This is a genomic window from Bacteroides sp. L008 (genome assembly GCF_040812255.1).
In the GTDB taxonomy this organism is placed as follows: Bacteria; Bacteroidota; Bacteroidia; order Bacteroidales; family Bacteroidaceae; genus Bacteroides; species Bacteroides vicugnae.
In genome coordinates this window covers 258725-275617 of sequence record NZ_JBFNXO010000002.1, presented here as the reverse complement: position 1 = coordinate 275617, position 16893 = coordinate 258725, and the positions used below count along the sequence as shown (strand labels likewise).

14 protein-coding genes and 2 tRNA genes are annotated in these 16893 nt (G+C 40.0%); 1 reads left to right on the top strand and 15 read right to left on the bottom strand.

Features of this window, described 5'->3' with window-relative positions; genetic code table 11:
- Window positions 1-125: 125 nt before the first annotated feature.
- From AB3G73_RS20430 to prmC, 15 genes are all read right to left on the bottom strand, one after another.
- On the bottom strand, window positions 126-1097 hold the full coding sequence (locus AB3G73_RS20430; protein ID WP_298046030.1) for a FecR family protein: 972 nt from the start codon (window positions 1095-1097) through the stop codon (window positions 126-128).
- Between the two features lie 150 nt (window positions 1098-1247).
- Complete coding sequence (locus AB3G73_RS20425) at window positions 1248-1790, bottom strand: RNA polymerase sigma-70 factor (RefSeq protein WP_367745529.1); 543 nt, start codon at window positions 1788-1790, stop codon at window positions 1248-1250.
- Between the two features lie 345 nt (window positions 1791-2135).
- Window positions 2136-3278 (bottom strand): DUF1735 and LamG domain-containing protein, encoded by a 1143-nt coding sequence (locus tag AB3G73_RS20420; protein WP_148363950.1) that lies wholly within the window; start codon window positions 3276-3278, stop codon window positions 2136-2138.
- Window positions 3279-3310: 32 nt separating this feature from the next.
- On the bottom strand, window positions 3311-4432 hold the full coding sequence (locus tag AB3G73_RS20415) for a glycoside hydrolase family 18 (protein ID WP_217722896.1): 1122 nt from the start codon (window positions 4430-4432) through the stop codon (window positions 3311-3313).
- 33 nt (window positions 4433-4465) lie between these two features.
- Entirely contained in the window at window positions 4466-6106 is a 1641-nt protein-coding gene (locus AB3G73_RS20410; RefSeq protein WP_117935555.1) for a SusD/RagB family nutrient-binding outer membrane lipoprotein, read from the bottom strand.
- A gap of 15 nt (window positions 6107-6121) precedes the next feature.
- Complete coding sequence (locus AB3G73_RS20405; RefSeq protein ID WP_148363952.1) at window positions 6122-9445, bottom strand: TonB-dependent receptor; 3324 nt, start codon at window positions 9443-9445, stop codon at window positions 6122-6124.
- Between the two features lie 162 nt (window positions 9446-9607).
- Entirely contained in the window at window positions 9608-10594 is a 987-nt protein-coding gene (locus tag AB3G73_RS20400) for a FecR family protein (protein ID WP_234133260.1), read from the bottom strand.
- Between the two features lie 57 nt (window positions 10595-10651).
- A complete protein-coding gene (locus AB3G73_RS20395) occupies window positions 10652-11206 on the bottom strand; it encodes an RNA polymerase sigma-70 factor (RefSeq protein WP_148363954.1) in 555 nt (184 codons plus the stop codon).
- A gap of 277 nt (window positions 11207-11483) precedes the next feature.
- Window positions 11484-11567 (bottom strand) — tRNA-Leu (locus AB3G73_RS20390).
- A 16-nt stretch (window positions 11568-11583) separates the two neighbouring features.
- A tRNA-Gly gene (locus AB3G73_RS20385) sits at window positions 11584-11656 on the bottom strand.
- Window positions 11657-11749: 93 nt separating this feature from the next.
- On the bottom strand, window positions 11750-13090 hold the full coding sequence (gene argH / locus AB3G73_RS20380) for an argininosuccinate lyase (RefSeq protein ID WP_367745528.1): 1341 nt from the start codon (window positions 13088-13090) through the stop codon (window positions 11750-11752).
- Window positions 13091-13198: 108 nt separating this feature from the next.
- A complete protein-coding gene (locus AB3G73_RS20375) occupies window positions 13199-13609 on the bottom strand; it encodes an SRPBCC family protein (RefSeq protein ID WP_148363956.1) in 411 nt (136 codons plus the stop codon).
- Window positions 13610-13704: 95 nt separating this feature from the next.
- Window positions 13705-14343 (bottom strand): orotate phosphoribosyltransferase, encoded by a 639-nt coding sequence (pyrE, locus tag AB3G73_RS20370; RefSeq protein ID WP_004299787.1) that lies wholly within the window; start codon window positions 14341-14343, stop codon window positions 13705-13707.
- A 78-nt stretch (window positions 14344-14421) separates the two neighbouring features.
- On the bottom strand, window positions 14422-14904 hold the full coding sequence (locus tag AB3G73_RS20365) for a regulatory protein RecX (RefSeq protein WP_148363957.1): 483 nt from the start codon (window positions 14902-14904) through the stop codon (window positions 14422-14424).
- On the bottom strand, window positions 14901-15737 hold the full coding sequence (gene prmC / locus AB3G73_RS20360) for a peptide chain release factor N(5)-glutamine methyltransferase (RefSeq protein WP_148363958.1): 837 nt from the start codon (window positions 15735-15737) through the stop codon (window positions 14901-14903). Before prmC ends, AB3G73_RS20365 begins: the two co-directional genes overlap by 4 nt.
- A gap of 36 nt (window positions 15738-15773) precedes the next feature.
- Here prmC and ribD point away from each other — a divergent pair, with 36 nt between their 5' ends.
- Window positions 15774-16829 (top strand): bifunctional diaminohydroxyphosphoribosylaminopyrimidine deaminase/5-amino-6-(5-phosphoribosylamino)uracil reductase RibD, encoded by a 1056-nt coding sequence (ribD, locus tag AB3G73_RS20355; protein ID WP_259022086.1) that lies wholly within the window; start codon window positions 15774-15776, stop codon window positions 16827-16829.
- The last annotated feature ends 64 nt before the right edge of the window (window positions 16830-16893 follow it).

Sequence of the window (16893 nt, the reverse complement as noted above, 5' to 3'; positions counted from 1 at the left end):
TTCACAATTACTGAAGCTCATACGGGAGGATACGGCCAATATCATCCCGTATTTTTTTGGTTGCTAGGGATCTTTGTTTTTCATGGCAATAAGTTTTTGGGAATTAAGGTTTTTATCTTTTAGTACTAAATAAATATCTCTATCTTTATTTTCTCTTTACCGGCATCTGCGTTATTATTCAGATAACGCCAACGAACTTTCGAGGAGGCACTGATAAAATTAAGTACCTGTTCCAGATTCCGGTTAGTAAATGTCCCGGAGAATGAGTCGTCATAAGGTACATTCTCCTGTATGACAAATTCGGCATTGTATCTATCTGCCAAGATATCCAGTGCATCCCGTAATGACGTTTGACGGAAAATGATTTTGCCATCTTTCCATGAAAGTTCTCTCTCGCCGGAAGTCGTATAGAGTTCCGTCTTTCCATTCTGGGAATAATAGACCAGTTTCTGTCCCGGAGCCATCACAATATACTGCGGTTGTTGACTGGCATTGTTGAATTCAAAATTAACTTTCCCTTCAACTAAAGTAGTAATTACCTCATCTGCTTCTTTGTATGCCTTTACATTGAATTTTGTACCCAGAACTTTTATGGCAGACTGGTGAGCGGTAGAGACTATGAACTGTTTTTCCGGATTTTTCCGGACATCAAAATAGGCTTCTCCATCAAGTTCCACAGTACGTGTACGGGAAGAGAAATGGCTCGGGAAAGTCAATGTACTTTTTCCATTTACCCATACTGTAGTTCCGTCAGCAAGTGTCACGAATGTGCGTTGTCCGGCTGGCACATAAACAGTCTGCATTTCTATATCCTCTTTTTGGAGAACCTGTATCATTGCATAACTTAATCCGAAAGCTACGACAAACACTGCCGCAATCCGCAAGATTCGTTGTGTAACAGGATGCAATGAAATTGTCTTTTTTGTCTTCTTTGAGAATGCGCCTGTGTCTTGCCAGATGAATGCATCATAACTCTTACGAAGAGAAATGAATTCTTTAAGATTGGCTGCATCTGCATCAATCCATGTAGCAACGTCTTCCTTTTCCTTTTGGGATGCCTTGCCTGCAATATATTTTAATAGTAATTCCTTATCCATACAATAAATAATTTATGAGTAATGAGAATAGGAGTATTATTCCCCTTTCATTAAGAATACCACTCACTAAAGAGATTCTCTAGTAAGAAATGTGATTTTTTTTATTATTGCTTAAAAAAAATAGCAAGCAAGGAGGTATTTTCCTTCTTTTCAGATGAAAAAGAAAAGGAATGGAGCATAATCTTTTAGATTATCACGCAGTATTTTAACTGCTCTGCTGATATGATATTCTACTCCTTTTACACTAATGCCCAGTTCTTCGGCTATTTCTTTATGGGATTTTCCATCCAGGCGATCGCGGATGAAAGCAGTACGAGTTTTTTCTGGCATACTCTCCAATAATGCATGCACTTTTGCCCGTAATTCCTCTGATAATATTTCCTTCGGATCACAGGCTTCCAATGTTGATATACGAATTTCCAATTCACGCTGTCCCTTATCAAGCAAAGTTTGAAAAACATTCTCCTGTGATTGTATATGTTTCAGGTAATTGAGTGATTTGCTGCGAATATAAGTAATTAAGATCGCTTCAACACTTGGGATTTCCCGTTCTTTACTTAGTTCCCATAAATGGATAATGGCTTCTGATACAATATCTTCTGCTACTAAGTCATTATGGACATAGGACAAGGTAAATAGGAAGGCTTTCCTATAATATGCAGTATATATCGAGTTGAAGTTGATTTGAGCCATTCGCCAGTATATCCATAAGTATTAAACGCTGCAAAGGAATGCATTTTACTTATAATAAGAAAACTTTTTAGAGAAAATTTAAATTTGGCTAAAATTCCTTTTTCATATAAAGAAGAAAAGGGGTGCTGATTATAATTTGCACGTCAGCATTAAATCCCCTTCTGATGTACTGAGAAAAACATTTAGATGAAAAAGATATAAACAGGATAAATAGTAACTTCTTCATAAAACAAACATAAATAAAAGAAACCTGCTTACCAAAAGAATATTATCTTTTCAGTAAGCAGGCTTTCACTCATATTCAAAAATGCAAAGAGCAAAACTCTCACAAATTTGTGTGTTCCATTAATTAATAGCTATCGGAGCATCCAACGTCTTAATAGTAATTCCATTTGTAGTACCGTTTATACGCCCTGTGGCATCTTTGATAACTCCACCTTCCTGAGTCTCCGATCCGTCTAGTTTATAATAAAGTGCCAAGCCTTCTGAAGCAGGGTCAACCCCCAGCATATTCTGCTTAAGTTGATTTTCCGTACGGGCTACACTCCAAACACGGACTTCACTCATTTTACCATGGAATGGACGTTCACCCCATTTGAAACCATAGATTCTACCAATATAAAAACCCATATCCGAATTCGGATCAAAACCGTCAATACCCCAATCTGAACCAGCCCATTTTTCACCATTTACATAAATGCCGGTTTTTCCTGTCGGTTGATCATAAGTCAACGCTACATGATACCAACGATTTGTTAACAACGGTTTCGTTACACGGTAGTTCTGTCCTCCGGCCACTTCCAAATAATCTTTAGGAGTAATTCCTCCTCCCGCATCACCGATACGGAGAATCATCACACCTTCGGTTCCCATAATCGTATTATTATCGAGGAAATAATCCACATTAATCAATGCTTCGTAAGTGAATGACGAGAAGAAAGTACCGACAGGGAACTTCACAGAAATATAGTGATTACTGAAATTACCAGCTTTGGTAATTTTCAACGGTTTGGAGAAAAAGAAATATGCAATGTTTGTTCCGGAAAGAGTCGACACCGAAGACGAATGTACCCGCATAGGCAAAACATACGAGTTCCCGGCTTTCAAGGCTTCTAACCCGGAAAGTTCGACTTCTACATTATTCGCATACAATTTTCCACTCGAAATAGAAGATGTCGTACTGCTTAGCTTTACCTGCGAAACATCAAGCATCTCATAATTTGTGCCATACTTTGCATTGTATTCGTCTACTACACTTGGTTCGGCTACACTATATGATACGTCTACCTGAGAGGAAGTTGCTGACGAGAGTCTTGAAACCAGATCAAATGTCATTACATCCATCTCATCTTCCACCGAGAAATTATATTCCTTGCTTTCGAAATAAACCTTAGGCTCCAGCAGGTCATTCATGCTGTCGTTGCAAGCGCCCAACAATAATGCCATACTACCTACCATCAAATAATAGAATATATGTTTATTCATCATCTTTTTACTGTTTTAGAATTTTATAAATCCACTTATTCCTGCGGTTTATTTTCCGCTTCGTTTTGTTTCGCTTTCCATTCATTGAAAACCCGCTGATTGATTTGAATAGCCTGACGCATCCATTTATAATTTGGTGTATTGTCATAATCATTATCGAAGCGATAAGCTCCTACTCCACCTTTATAACCTTTCCGCGGCATAGCAGCAGCCTGTCTCAGCAATTGACCTCCATTTGTGGCATACTTTTCAAAGTTTTCAGTACAGATTATTTTCTTAGGATCAACGCCATAACCATCTAAATTGGGGTTGGAACTACCATAACTTTGTATAATCCAATAATCGACATACTCATCCAATTCACTGGTAAGCCCATAAATATTTCCATCAATACAGATCATTTTATGTCCTTTACCTTCCGGATCGCTTTTCGGGCCAATGTAATTGTTCATCTCTTTAACCAAATGAATCAAATGCTTGTTCTGACTCAATGTGCCATCCATATCAAACACACCACTACCGATTTCCCAGTCTACATCATAACCGTCCCATTCGTTTGCATACAAAGAATCGCACAGAGCTTTGGCAAACTTCGCCAGACATGCATAATGGTTTTCACTTTCAAACTGACCTTCAAATCCCCAATATTTCCAACGGGCTTGTTTCTTCGCCGTTTCCAATTGAGCCGCCGACCAGCCTTCTTCCTCCGCTTGTTTTTCCACTTCGAGGTATACCGAATTTGGTGTCGCACCCTTACCAAGATAAGAAAGCAGACTTACCTGCAACAGTTTCGTTCCTTTCACCTTTTGCACAAACTCTTTATCAGCTTTCTGCTCCGGAGTGATTTCATAACGTCCTGGAGCGCCACTCCACATAGAAACAAAATCCATACTATCGGGCATAGCAGAAAGATATCCTCTTCGATAAGCTCCAGCAGGCGCCCAATTGGAATACCATCCGAAAGCTACGGGACGATTGTAATTCCAGGCAGTCGCCTTATAGGCACGCAGATTGGCATAATATGCCTCACTCTCCGCATTGTTCATTGTGGCATACCCGCCTATATGGTCTATCTCAATATTCTCCACATCCATGCAAGAAGTTACCATCATGCCTGTCAATGGAATAATATATAACAATTTTCTTAATGATTTCATATTTTTCATCTGTATTAAAATGATACATGTAGGTTATCTCTTACAATCCCACCACAAACGGGTAGAAGACCTATCTTCGCCACCGGCACCGTTATTGAACAACTTCAAGGCTGCTTCATAGATAGCCTTTCCCTCGTTAGTCTGAGAAAAACTGGTGGGATAAATCATACGGCGAATACCGCCCTCAAGAGTTGCGCCTTGCACTGCTCCTTTCAAAGTCTTAATGACATTCAACTTCGGATAACCGGTTCTTCTCCATTCCGTCCACGCTTCCTGTCCGTTAGGAAACAAAGCAATCCACTTCTGAATCATAATCTTTTCCAACTTCTGCTCAGTTGTTCCTTCAAACTTGGCAGTAGTCTCACACGGAGCAGAAAGTGTTTGCCCATACTGATAATGGGAAAACACAAATGCCCGAGGTGACAAATTGGAATTCATATAATCATCTACAGGATCGGTCACGCCATTCTCCTGAAAAGACATATCAATGCCCTGTTTATACCATGAATCCGCACTACCGAAACCTTCCCAGACTAAAGCTGCTTCCGCACGCAAAAAATAAACTTCCGACGCACGCAGCCAATATGTAGGAGTCCCACTTTGAATATTGGGCTTTGAGCAAGATTTGTAGATATCATTCTGCGCATTGGCATGCCCTGCCGGCACCGCTTGATATGTTTTTCCGTCGAAAGCCTCAACACCATAAGAGGTATTACCATCCATCGGCAAAAAATAAACACTCAAACGCGGGTCTTCATATCCCATCAGATAAGAAAAAATGGAAGAACCCATACGAGCTTCATTATAGTTGCCTGCCAGCCATTCAATGTTGTTGCGGAAAGTCATGCCTGCTCCTTGACTCATTTGGGCCGCATCATCCTTAGCCGTCATCACACCGATAGAATGATTTACTGCTTGAGTAGCATATTTTTTCGCCAGTTCCGCATTAGCGAAGCGGACACGCATAGCCAAACGAAGCATCAGCGAATTGCCGTATTTCACCCATTTAGTAGCATCTCCGGCATATACCGCATCATAAGCTCCCATCACATTCACCCCATTTTCAGCTTTTTCCGTCAATACGGCAATGGCAGCAGTCAAATCCTGAAACATAGCTTCATAAACATCCTTCTCCGAATCGAATGGAATGTTCATTGTAGCGTCCGCCGCATGAGAATAAGGCATCGGACCGAAACTTTCAAGTGTCTTGTGCCAAGCGGAAATCTTCAGAATTTGAGCCAAAGCAAAGACTTCGGGCGTACCATTTTTTTCGGACGCTATTTTCAATTTCTTCCAAGGATCAAGAGCATTGGTATAGGACTGTGTATAGGTCGCTTTTATCCAATTGTCCAACAAATAATAAGTAGTATTGTTACTACCTGCGTTCCAACCGTTACTGTTGTTCTCGCCAAAAAATCCACTCCAATTATCGGCCGATAGATGATAAGCTATTTGATATTCATTGATAACATCTGTATCATCAGCCTGTGTGCCTACGGGAATCACTGTCCGTTGCATAGCTGTAATCAGCCCTCCGACTTCAAAACCATCCATCGCACCTTCTCCGTCGCTCATCTCAAATTGGTTGGTATTGATTTCTTCAAAATTGCATGAGGCAAATAGCGCCATTGCGCATATCACCGCTAATAGTTTAAACTGATTCATTTTTCTCATAATAAAGAAGGTGTATTATAATTTAAATTTAATACCGAAACCAAAGCTACGAACACTCGGTTGCATAAAATAATCATTACCTTGTCCGTAAGTACTAGTGGAAGGAGTCAGTTCCGGATCGAACGGAGCTTCGCAATACAACATCCAAGGATTGTTGGCTATAAACGAAACTGTAACATCTTTCAACACGTTACCAAACCACTTATTAGGCATAGTATAGCTAAAGGTAAGTTCTTGCAAACGAATATTGGTGGCACTGTATACATAGTAACCGGAAGTTTCATAATTTCCCGTACCTGTCATCTGATAATAAGACTTCGCGTCTACCAGACCTTGTCCCTTCAACAATACGCCTCCCGCTTCACGAGCCTCAGCCGAACGTTTGGACACACCGAAACGATCGAGCAATGCCTCTGTAGAAGAGGTCACCACGCCACCAAAACGTCCGTTGATCTGGAATCCGAGCCCAAAGCCTTTGTATGTCAACATATTACTCCATCCCATATTGAAATCAGGAGAAGTTTTTCCCAAATAAACGGGTTCCCCCTTTTCCATTCCAAAGGTTCCATCGCTCTTTACCTCAACATATCCCAAGTGGTCTTTCTTTAAGAAGGTGTTGGCATAAATATCGTGAATACTTCCACCTTCTTTCAAGATGACACGACCACCATCCTTCAAAACCTCCGGAATATTAATCGGTTCATCCATCAAATCCGTATGATAGTTTTCAACCATCTCCTTAATCTCGTTTATATTACGAGAGAATGTCAATGTTGAAGAGACTCCTAATCCGAACTTAAACTGATCGGAATAGCTTAATGAAGCCTCCCAACCACGATTTCCCACATTACCGGCCTGCAAATAAATCTGCTTGTATCCGGTAAATTCCGGAAGATCACCCAAGAAGGTCTGATTGTATGTATTAGAATGATAGTAGGTTACCTCCGCACTTAATTTATTCCACAACTTCAGACTTAATCCAAATTCGTATGACTTTGTACGTTCTGCCTTGAAATCTGTAAACGGATAGATACCGGTAGGATCTAATGCACCACCCACAATAGGGGTAGTTACCGTACCCGGAGTCAGTCCCGAACGGGATACAGGCGCACCGACTTCCGTATACGAACCGCGAACTTTCAGGTAAGAGATAAATTCGGGCAATTTGACCATCTCGGAAATAATCCCGGACAGACCGATTGAGGGATAGAAGAAAGATTCTTCATCGGTATTCACCAAACGTGAATTCCAGTCATTACGTCCGGTCAGCGTCAAATAAAGCATACTCTTCCAACCAAGTTCCAAATTGGCAAAAACAGCATGATTACGTACACGACTATCACCACCCTTTTCTGAAATACGACCATTAGCCGGATCGATATTAGAAGCCGCAAATTTATTGGGCACTCCCAATAATGTCCCTTTGTATCCTCTCTCCAATGCCCAATAGTTAGAATAGTTCCAACCCGCATTGGCAGAAATACTGAAATCAGCTATATGTTTATTTACGTTCAACATAAAGTCGGCATATTCCTGACGGTCTTCATAGTTATTGTATCCATACAGTCCTTTCTTGCCTTCCGCAAATTTATCGTCGGATGAAGCGTAAATCTTGCGTTCAAACAATACATGTGTGTCATCCATTCTGAAACGGGCTGCCGCATTCAACCAATCGGTAATATTATAAGTCAACCCTACGTTGAACATATAACGACTCTTTTCATTCGTAGCTACATTGCGATAAGCAGTCCAGTAAGGGTTCTGTGAAGCATATACCGGATCTGCCACCGGCCAATACTGAACCGGAAGTTGACGGCTTTCATCGAAATGCTCGAATGACTTAATTCCATCAAAGTCTTCACCACGAGGGAACAAATAGGCGGCCATCACCGGATTCCAATATTGTCCTTGCGATACCATATTCTTGTCTTTCTGTTTCACATACGACGCACCTAAATCAAGTTGTAATTTATCATTAAGGAAAGTTGCCGTATTACGGATTGTGAAATTCAAACGTTCATATTCATTATTAGGCACAATACCTTTGGAATTGGTAGAAGAAACAGAAGCAAAAGTCTGATTCGATTTCGTACCGGTGGTCAACGTAACCGAATTAATAAAGTTTGTTCCGGTATTAAAGAAATCCTTCTTAGGATCATAACTTGTAGGAGTCAAAAGTTTCTCACCCCAGCTTTCATACATATCTTTTTTGTTACCATACGTATTTTGAAACTCAGGAGTCATATAAGCTTTGCTGAACTCTGAAGAAGAAGAGAACTGCACTGAAAGTTTTCCTTCTTTTCCTTTTTTAGTGGTAATCAAAATTACACCGTTGGCAGCACTACTACCATACAGCGCGGCAGCCGAAGGACCACTCAAAACAGAAAGGCTTTCAATATCTTCGGGATTGAAGTCGGCGATTCCTTCTGTTCCGGCCTTACCTTCACCCATAATACCACTGTCGGTATTTCCCATATTGGTATTGAACAAAGGAATACCGTCCACCACATACAAAGCATTGTTATCACCTTCGATAGATTTTGCACCACGCATTACAACACGTGTCGCACCACCAACTCCACTAGCGCTTTTATTAATACTCACTCCGGCTATCTTACCGTTCAACGAGTTTACAAAGTTAGCATCTTTTACCGTAGTCAAAGCATCTCCCTTGACTTGTTGTACATTGTAAGACAACGCCTTTTCTGCGCGTTTGATACCCAATGCCGTCACAACAACTTCATCGAGCACTTCGGTATCCTGCTTCATTACAACCGGATAAAAATCTTTCTTGGAGACAGGAATTGTCTGTGTAGCATATCCGATATAAGATACTTTGAGAATCGATTTTTCTGCCGCTTTGATCGTAAAGTTACCATCGAAATCGGTAATCGTACCTGTAGAACTACCATCCACAGATATATTTACTCCAATCAACGGTTCACCGCTTTCATCGGTAACCTTTCCTTTGATATTTTTAAGGGTTTGCGTAACTACAGGCTTCTTTTCAGTTATTATGATGTAGTTACCTTGAATCTGGAATGAAAAGCCTGTCCCTTTTAAAATGGTATCGAGTGCGGTTTCGAGGGATGCATTCTGCAAGTTTAACTGGGCTATTACTTTTCCTTTTAATTCGGAATCACTATAATTTATAGACTTTTTGGACTGTTTTTCCACAGTCTTTAAGGCATCAATGACAGTGATGTTCTTTTGCTGGATAGTTATTTTACTATCATTTTGAGCCAAAGCGAAAGTCTGTATAAGAATAAGACTTAAAAAAGTGAGAAAGACCCGCTTATGAGCTATTTTTTCTGCTATTTTTTCGTAGATTTGTAGCATCTTTAGTATTAGTTAATTGGTTATTATTCTAGGATCATTCAGAATAGCGTCAATATTACGCTAATATTAAAAGAAATTGATTTCATATCCGGGAGGAACGGCCATTCCTTCCGGGTATTTTTTTGCATTACGTATTAAATTAAAAAAGGTTCTACAATATATTTATTCTTTGCTAGTTACATAGCACTTATTTCCCTTGACAACATAGTTTACATTTCCTACAACTTGCGATATAATCTTCATAACTTCCTCCAAATTAGCCTGTTTGGAGAAACGGAAACTATATGTATTCTTTTTCAGACTATGAAGGCTATATACAAAGGCATAAGGAAATTTACGTTCAAGATTTGTAAAAATATCCTCCAGATGCATATTACTAAAAACCAATTCCCCACGTTGCCATGCCGTCACATCATCTATCTCAGGCATCCGCAGATTGTGCGCTTTCGTATGTTTGTCATAGACCAACTGTTCATTAGGCTTTAAAATAATATTTGACATTAAATTATTAAATTCCACTTTCACACGACCTTCCAATAATGTGGCAATTAATTCATTGCTGTCAGGATAAGCATTTACATTAAACTCTGTTCCCAAAGCTGTAACTTGATAATCATTCGCCTTTACAATGAAAGGATGCTTCTTATCCGGTTTCACTTTAAAGTTGGCCTCACCAATCAAATATACACTTCTAGTTTCTCCTGTAAATTGTTCCGGATATAGTAGTGTACTCTTTGAATTCAGCATGACATGTGTACCATCCGGTAATGTAAGTTCACGAGTTTCCGCTGTTGGTATATAGCATTCAACCAAATCTTTTTCTGGTCGGTCCTTTTCCAACATCAGATAGATAGAAATGGATGAGACAGCTAACAAGAAAATAGCTGCAGCTCTCCATATAAGTAACTGGTAATTTCTCTGCGAAGTGACAGACTGCATTCCCAGATTCTGCCGCATTCGTTGTATTGATTGTTGCATACCATCAGGTGCTCTCTGTCCTTCTGCTTGTTTCCAAAGCTCATGAAGAGCCTCATTCTTTTCATCAACATGCTCCTCATCAGCCAACCACTGTTGCACTTTCTTCTGTGTATCGGCAGAATAGTTGTTATGGCCGAACAATTCTATGAGTTGTTGAATATAATTTTTCATGAATCTTTTTCTTTCTTTTTTGGGCTTTATACACTAAATACAACTACTATGAACACACTACTTAAAAATATTGGAGAAAAAAATAAAAAAGAGGAGTACCTTCTTTAATTCGATCAATGCCAGATAAACCTGATGCTCTATAGTACGAATAGAAACATCGAGTTTATCAGCTATTTCTTTATGGCTTAATCCTCGAAAACGGCTAAGTTCGAATATCAACCGACGACGCTTCGGCATCTTTTCCAAGGTCAACTGAATAATCAACAGCATCTCCCTATAATATACATTATTCAAGATCTCTTCTTTCTCTGTCAATTCATAAAGAAAAGTCTTTTCTATAACCTCCGCCTGATATTCTTGCTCTACCTGTTGATGCTTAAAGATGTTCAGAACTATATTTCTAGTCATTATAAAGATATAATTGTCTAGTTCTTTATCATTATTCAGCCATAACTCCGGCTGCAGCCAAAGCTTACAAAAAACATCTTGAGCCACATCTTCTGCATCACTTTCCGATTTAAGCAGCATTTGAGCAAAGTTTTTTACTTTCGGAAAATTCACAGTAAAAAACCTCTGAAACTTTAATTCAATCTGCTTGTCGTTATTTTCCATCTCTCTAGTATTTTTCAGTGTTAACGGTTAAATCAAATGTACCATGTATAAGGTTAAAGAAATGATTAATATAATATCTATTACAAGCTTATAATCTGAAAGCAAAATAAAAGATTAATAACACAATAAAAAAATATTATTACTGTTTTTTGATTTATTTTTTCAAGTAGCCATTACTACAAAGCTCCCTCAAACAAAACAAATGTAGATTACACACCCATAAAAATAAAAAAGGCTTTATGAATCAATGATTCATAAAGCCTATAAAGAATACTCGTACTCGAAGCGGGACTTGAACCCGCACAGCCGCAATGGCCAAAGGATTTTAAGTCCTTCGTGTCTACCATTCCACCATTCGAGCATCCTTTCAAAGAAAGAGCGGAAAACGAGACTCGAACTCGCGACCCTAACCTTGGCAAGGTTATGCTCTACCAACTGAGCTATTTCCGCGTTTTTTCAACGGGTGCAAAGATAAGTAGTTTACTTGTTTCTGCCAAATCTTTTCGGAGGAAAGTTTAAAAAACTATCCTCCGAAAGTTTATTTTATCTTCCAAGCAGTGCTTTCTCCGCTTGCTCCATTCCACAAAAGTTGAATCCATCGATCACTTGCTGCATCAATGCTGAGATTTCCGCATTGCAAAGGTTGCCAATACTACCTTCATGAGTATGGTGTACTTCTTTTGTATGAGAGAATTTTCCAGCTTCAATATCCAAACCAACCTTCTTATATGCATCACGGAAAGGCATACCTTCACGTGCCAGACGATTCACTTCTTCCACGCTAAAAATAAGGAGGTATTTATCATCATCGAGGATATGCTCATTGACCTTTATTTCATTCATGATGTAAGTTGTCATCTGCAAACAGTCTTTCAATTCCTGAAAAGCAGGCAGGAAAACTTCTTTTATAATCTGCAAATCACGGAAATAGCCGGAAGGCAAATTATTCGCAATCATCATGATCTGTTGAGGAAGCGATTGCAGTTTATTACATTTAGCACGTGTCAGTTCAAAAACATCGGGATTCTTCTTATGGGGCATAATGCTGGACCCCGTGGTACAGTCATCGGGCAATTTCACGAAACCAAAGTTCTGGCTATTAAACATGCAGGCATCAAAAGCTAACTTGGAAATGGTTCCGGCAATCGTAGCCAATGCAAAAGCAACATTACGTTCCATTTTCCCACGCCCCATTTGAGCATACACAACATTGTAATTCATCGAATCAAAGCCAAGCAAGTCGGTTGTCATTGTCCGGTTCAAAGGAAAGGACGAACCATACCCTGCTGCAGAACCTAATGGATTACGATTACACATTTTAAATGCGGCCTGCAAAAACAGCATATCGTCCATGAGACTCTCGGCATAGGCACCAAACCACAAACCAAAAGAAGAAGGCATTGCAATCTGTAAGTGGGTATACCCTGGCATCAAAACGTTTTTATATCGTTCGCTCTGACGAATCAGTACATGGAAAAGTTGCTCTACAGCTTCGGCAACTTCTTTTATTTGTGTACGGGTAAAAAGTTTCAAATCCAATAAGACCTGATCATTTCTGGAACGACCACTATGTATTTTCTTTCCGATATCACCCAAACGACGGGTCAACATCAGTTCTACCTGTGAATGTACATCTTCCACCCCGTCTTCTATGATAAATTCACCTTTTTCAGCCGAGGCATAAATACTCTTCAACTCTGCCAGCAACTGTTCCAGTTCTTCTTTTGTCAACAAACCGATACTTTCAAGCATCGTAATGTGAGCCATAGAGCCGAGCACATCATGCTTGGCCAAATAAAGATCCATCTCACGATCACGACCTACCGTGAAACGTTCGATATCCTTATTCACCTGTACGGACTTCTCCCAAAGTTTCTGTGCCATAAAAAATAAGTTTAAGTATTAAGTGTTAAGTATTAAGTATTAAGCACAACAGCATGAGCCAAAGTGACTGCGGTTAATACTTAATACCTAATACTTAATACTTGTTTTTTAATATTCAATAACTGCCAGCATATCAACCATCTTCTCCAAACCCTCCTGAAGAGGTTTCTGTACCATTGCTTTCATAAACGGATTAAGATCCATACCGATAGTCACCTTCACCTTGCACTCTTCTTCTGCAGTTTCAACCAGTTGAATCCACATATTAAAGGGAAGTGGAGAGTTAGTTGTTGCCAACTTTATACATTTACATGGATCACGCTCTACAATTTGCAAAGTCAGTTGCCCAACAGGAGGGACACTAAAGCTTAACGTGTCCGAATCAAAACTCAAATCCTGTACCTTATCCTTCGGTAAACGATCTTTGACAGCTTCCAGATTACTCAAATCCGAAAGTTTATTATATACGCGTTCCTGACTGTAAGGTATTACCTTGACACTACTCTCAAAATTACTCATAAATTTCTATTAGTATAAAACAAAAAAAGAACAATCCGGCCAAGTATTGTCCGAACAGTTCTTTTTACCAAATATGTTTGATCAAAAAATGAATCTTATTTTCCAGCATCCCAATGAGCAGGGTCTTTACGCCATTCGTTCAATGTCTGTATGTCTTCTTCTTCAATATAGCCTGTACGAAGAGCGACATCAAGTACTGCTTCATAATTGGTCAATGTTACCAAAGTCACCTTCGCATTTTTGAACGCCTCTTCAGCTACCGGGAATCCGTATGTATATGCTGCAACCATACCGATCACTTCGCAACCATCGCGACGAATTGCTTCAACAGCCTTCAAACTACTACCACCAGTAGAAATCAAATCTTCTACGACTACGACTTTCATGCCCGGACGAAGTTCACCTTCAATCAGGTTTTCCAATCCATGATCTTTGGGGGTAGAACGAACATACACGAACGGCAGATTCAATGCATCAGCTACCAAAGCTCCCTGCGGAATAGCGCCTGTAGCCACACCAGCAATCGCATCCACCTGTCCGAATCGTTCTAATATCAGACGTGTAATTTCAATCTTCACAAAATTACGAAGAGAAGGATAGGACAGAGTTTTACGGTTGTCACAGTAAAAGGGGGATTTCCATCCAGAAGCCCATGTAAAAGGGTTAGCGGGTTGAAGTTTAATAGCCTTAATCTTCAACAGTTTCTCCGCAAATAGTCTCTCTAAGTTTTTCATAACTAAACTAACTATTAATTATTTGCCGCAAAAGTACAGAAATTGAATGAGAATAAAAAGAAGAATCCGTTTATTTTTTCAGTCAATTTGTTCCTCTTCATCGGGAATGTCAATACAACGCTTGATATCTTTCAATTCAAATCCACGACTCATAGCGAATCGCATCAGCTTTCCATTCAATTCGTAATCGTCTGCTGCATGGATACTTTTCCGCTTGGAAGTCAGCAAGTCACGCAGAATAGAAAGATATTCTTCTTCATCAATTTCATTCAGATAACGCCATGCCACATCAGAAGGGATTTTCTTCATGTAAAGCCCTTGGGCTATTTTCATTTTCCCCCACTTGGCAAAGCGGAACTTGTCATTCACAAAAGCCCTGCAGAAACGTTCATCATCAATGAACTTCTCTGATTCCAGTCGGTCAAGAATACGCGCAATGGTATCATAGGCAATCCCCCAACGTTGTAACTTCTCATTTATTTCTGCCCGGCAATGCTCGGCAGTGGAGCAGTAAGAGGCTACGCGATTTAAAGCCTCTTCATCAGTTAATTGTGCACTCATCGGTTAGCTGTAACTATTCTATCTTTTCCAAATATGTCTTTTATAACACGAACATCACGATATTGGTTCATTTCAAGTATGTGTGCTGTTTCCCGGCCATAGGCCTGGTTGATTTCAAAATAAAGTTTTCCGCCCGGCAATAACAATTCACTTCCCAGACAGGCTATACGATTATAAAACCGTAAAGGGTCCTCATCAGGAACGAACAAAGCCAAACCCGGCTCCCACTCAAGGACATTAGCGTCCATTTCGTTCTTTTCCGTTTCAGTCACATAAGGCGGATTACTGACGATCACATCAAAAGACGGTACTTTTTCCCAGTCATCGGACAGCACATCTCTTTGCAGAAATCTCACCCCGGCTTCTAAATTTTCATTGTTTTTACAGGCAATAGACAACGCTTCTTCCGAAATATCCCAAGCCTCTACGGCTACATCCGGAAGTTTTTTATCCAGAGAGATCGCAATGCATCCGCTTCCTGTACCTATATCTAACAAACGACGTGCATTCGGGTTCTCCTTTACTATTAGCTCTACGAGTTCCGCGGTCTCCGGCCGAGGGATTAACACGCCGGAAGCAACCTTAAAATTCCTTCCACAAAACTCTGCAAAACCGCGAATGTACTGTATAGGTTCATTTTTCTGTAAACGGAATATAATGTTTTCTAATTCACGCTGTTTGCATTCGGATAAAATTATATCTTTGCCCATGTAAATATCGAGCGCATCTAAGCCTAACATGTCGCAACAAATCAGCATTGAAAGAGCTTTTATCTCTTCCGGCGGATAGATTTCCTGCAAAGAATGGCGAATGTAAGCGGTGATACGATTCATATTTTCACAATTTCGGAGTGCAAAAGTAAGAATAATATGGCGAAGAGCACCAAAATGGAAGAAGAAAAATACATGAGGCGTTGCATTGAGCTTGCAAAGAAAGGGTTATGCAATGTGCCTCCAAACCCGATGGTAGGGGCTGTTATCGTATGTAACGGACGTATTATCGGTGAAGGCTATCACATTCGTTGCGGAGAGGCACATGCGGAGGTCAACGCAATCCGTTCTGTCAAAGATGAGTCTTTATTGAAACATTCTACGATTTATGTCAGTCTGGAACCTTGCTCCCACTACGGGAAAACGCCTCCTTGTGCGGATCTGATTATAGAGAAACAGATTCCACGCATTGTTATCGGCTGTCAGGACCCCTTTTCTGAAGTAGCCGGACGAGGAATTCAGAAATTACTGGATGCCGGACGGGAAGTTACAGTCGGCATATTAGAGGAAGAATGTCAATCGCTGATTCGTCGTTTTATTACTTTCAATACACTTCATCGGCCTTTTATCACGTTAAAATGGGCAGAGTCAGCCGATCGTTTTATTGACATAGAACGTACAGGTGGAATGCCTGTGATACTCTCCTCTCCTCTCACTTCAATGCTAGTACATAAAAAAAGAGCGGAGGCCGATGCTATTATGGTAGGCAGACGAACGGCTTTATTGGATAATCCGTCGCTAACGGTACGCAACTGGTATGGGCATCATCCAATACGCATCGTATTAGATCGCACATTATCTCTTCCGAATGATTTACAAATATTCGATGGAAATGTGCCAACATTAGTCTTTACTGAAAAGAAACAGCCAGAAAGAACCAACATCACATATATCTCCATCGACTTCAATCATAACCCACTGGAGCAGATTATGGAGGTACTGTATCAACGGAAAATACAATCCTTACTGGTAGAAGGAGGCAGTCAATTGCTGCAATCATTCATCGATAATGAACTATGGGACGAGGCGTATATCGAGAAGTGCCCCAGCTGGCTACATTCCGGTGTTAAAGCACCCCAAATGAACGATAATTATAGTTATTCGATAGAAGAACACTTCGAAAGACAATTTTGGCATTATGTTCACCGGATATAGCTAAGATAGTTCTATTCAGGGGGTTTTACGTCGATAAAAACAGTATTATTATCTATAATTTTAT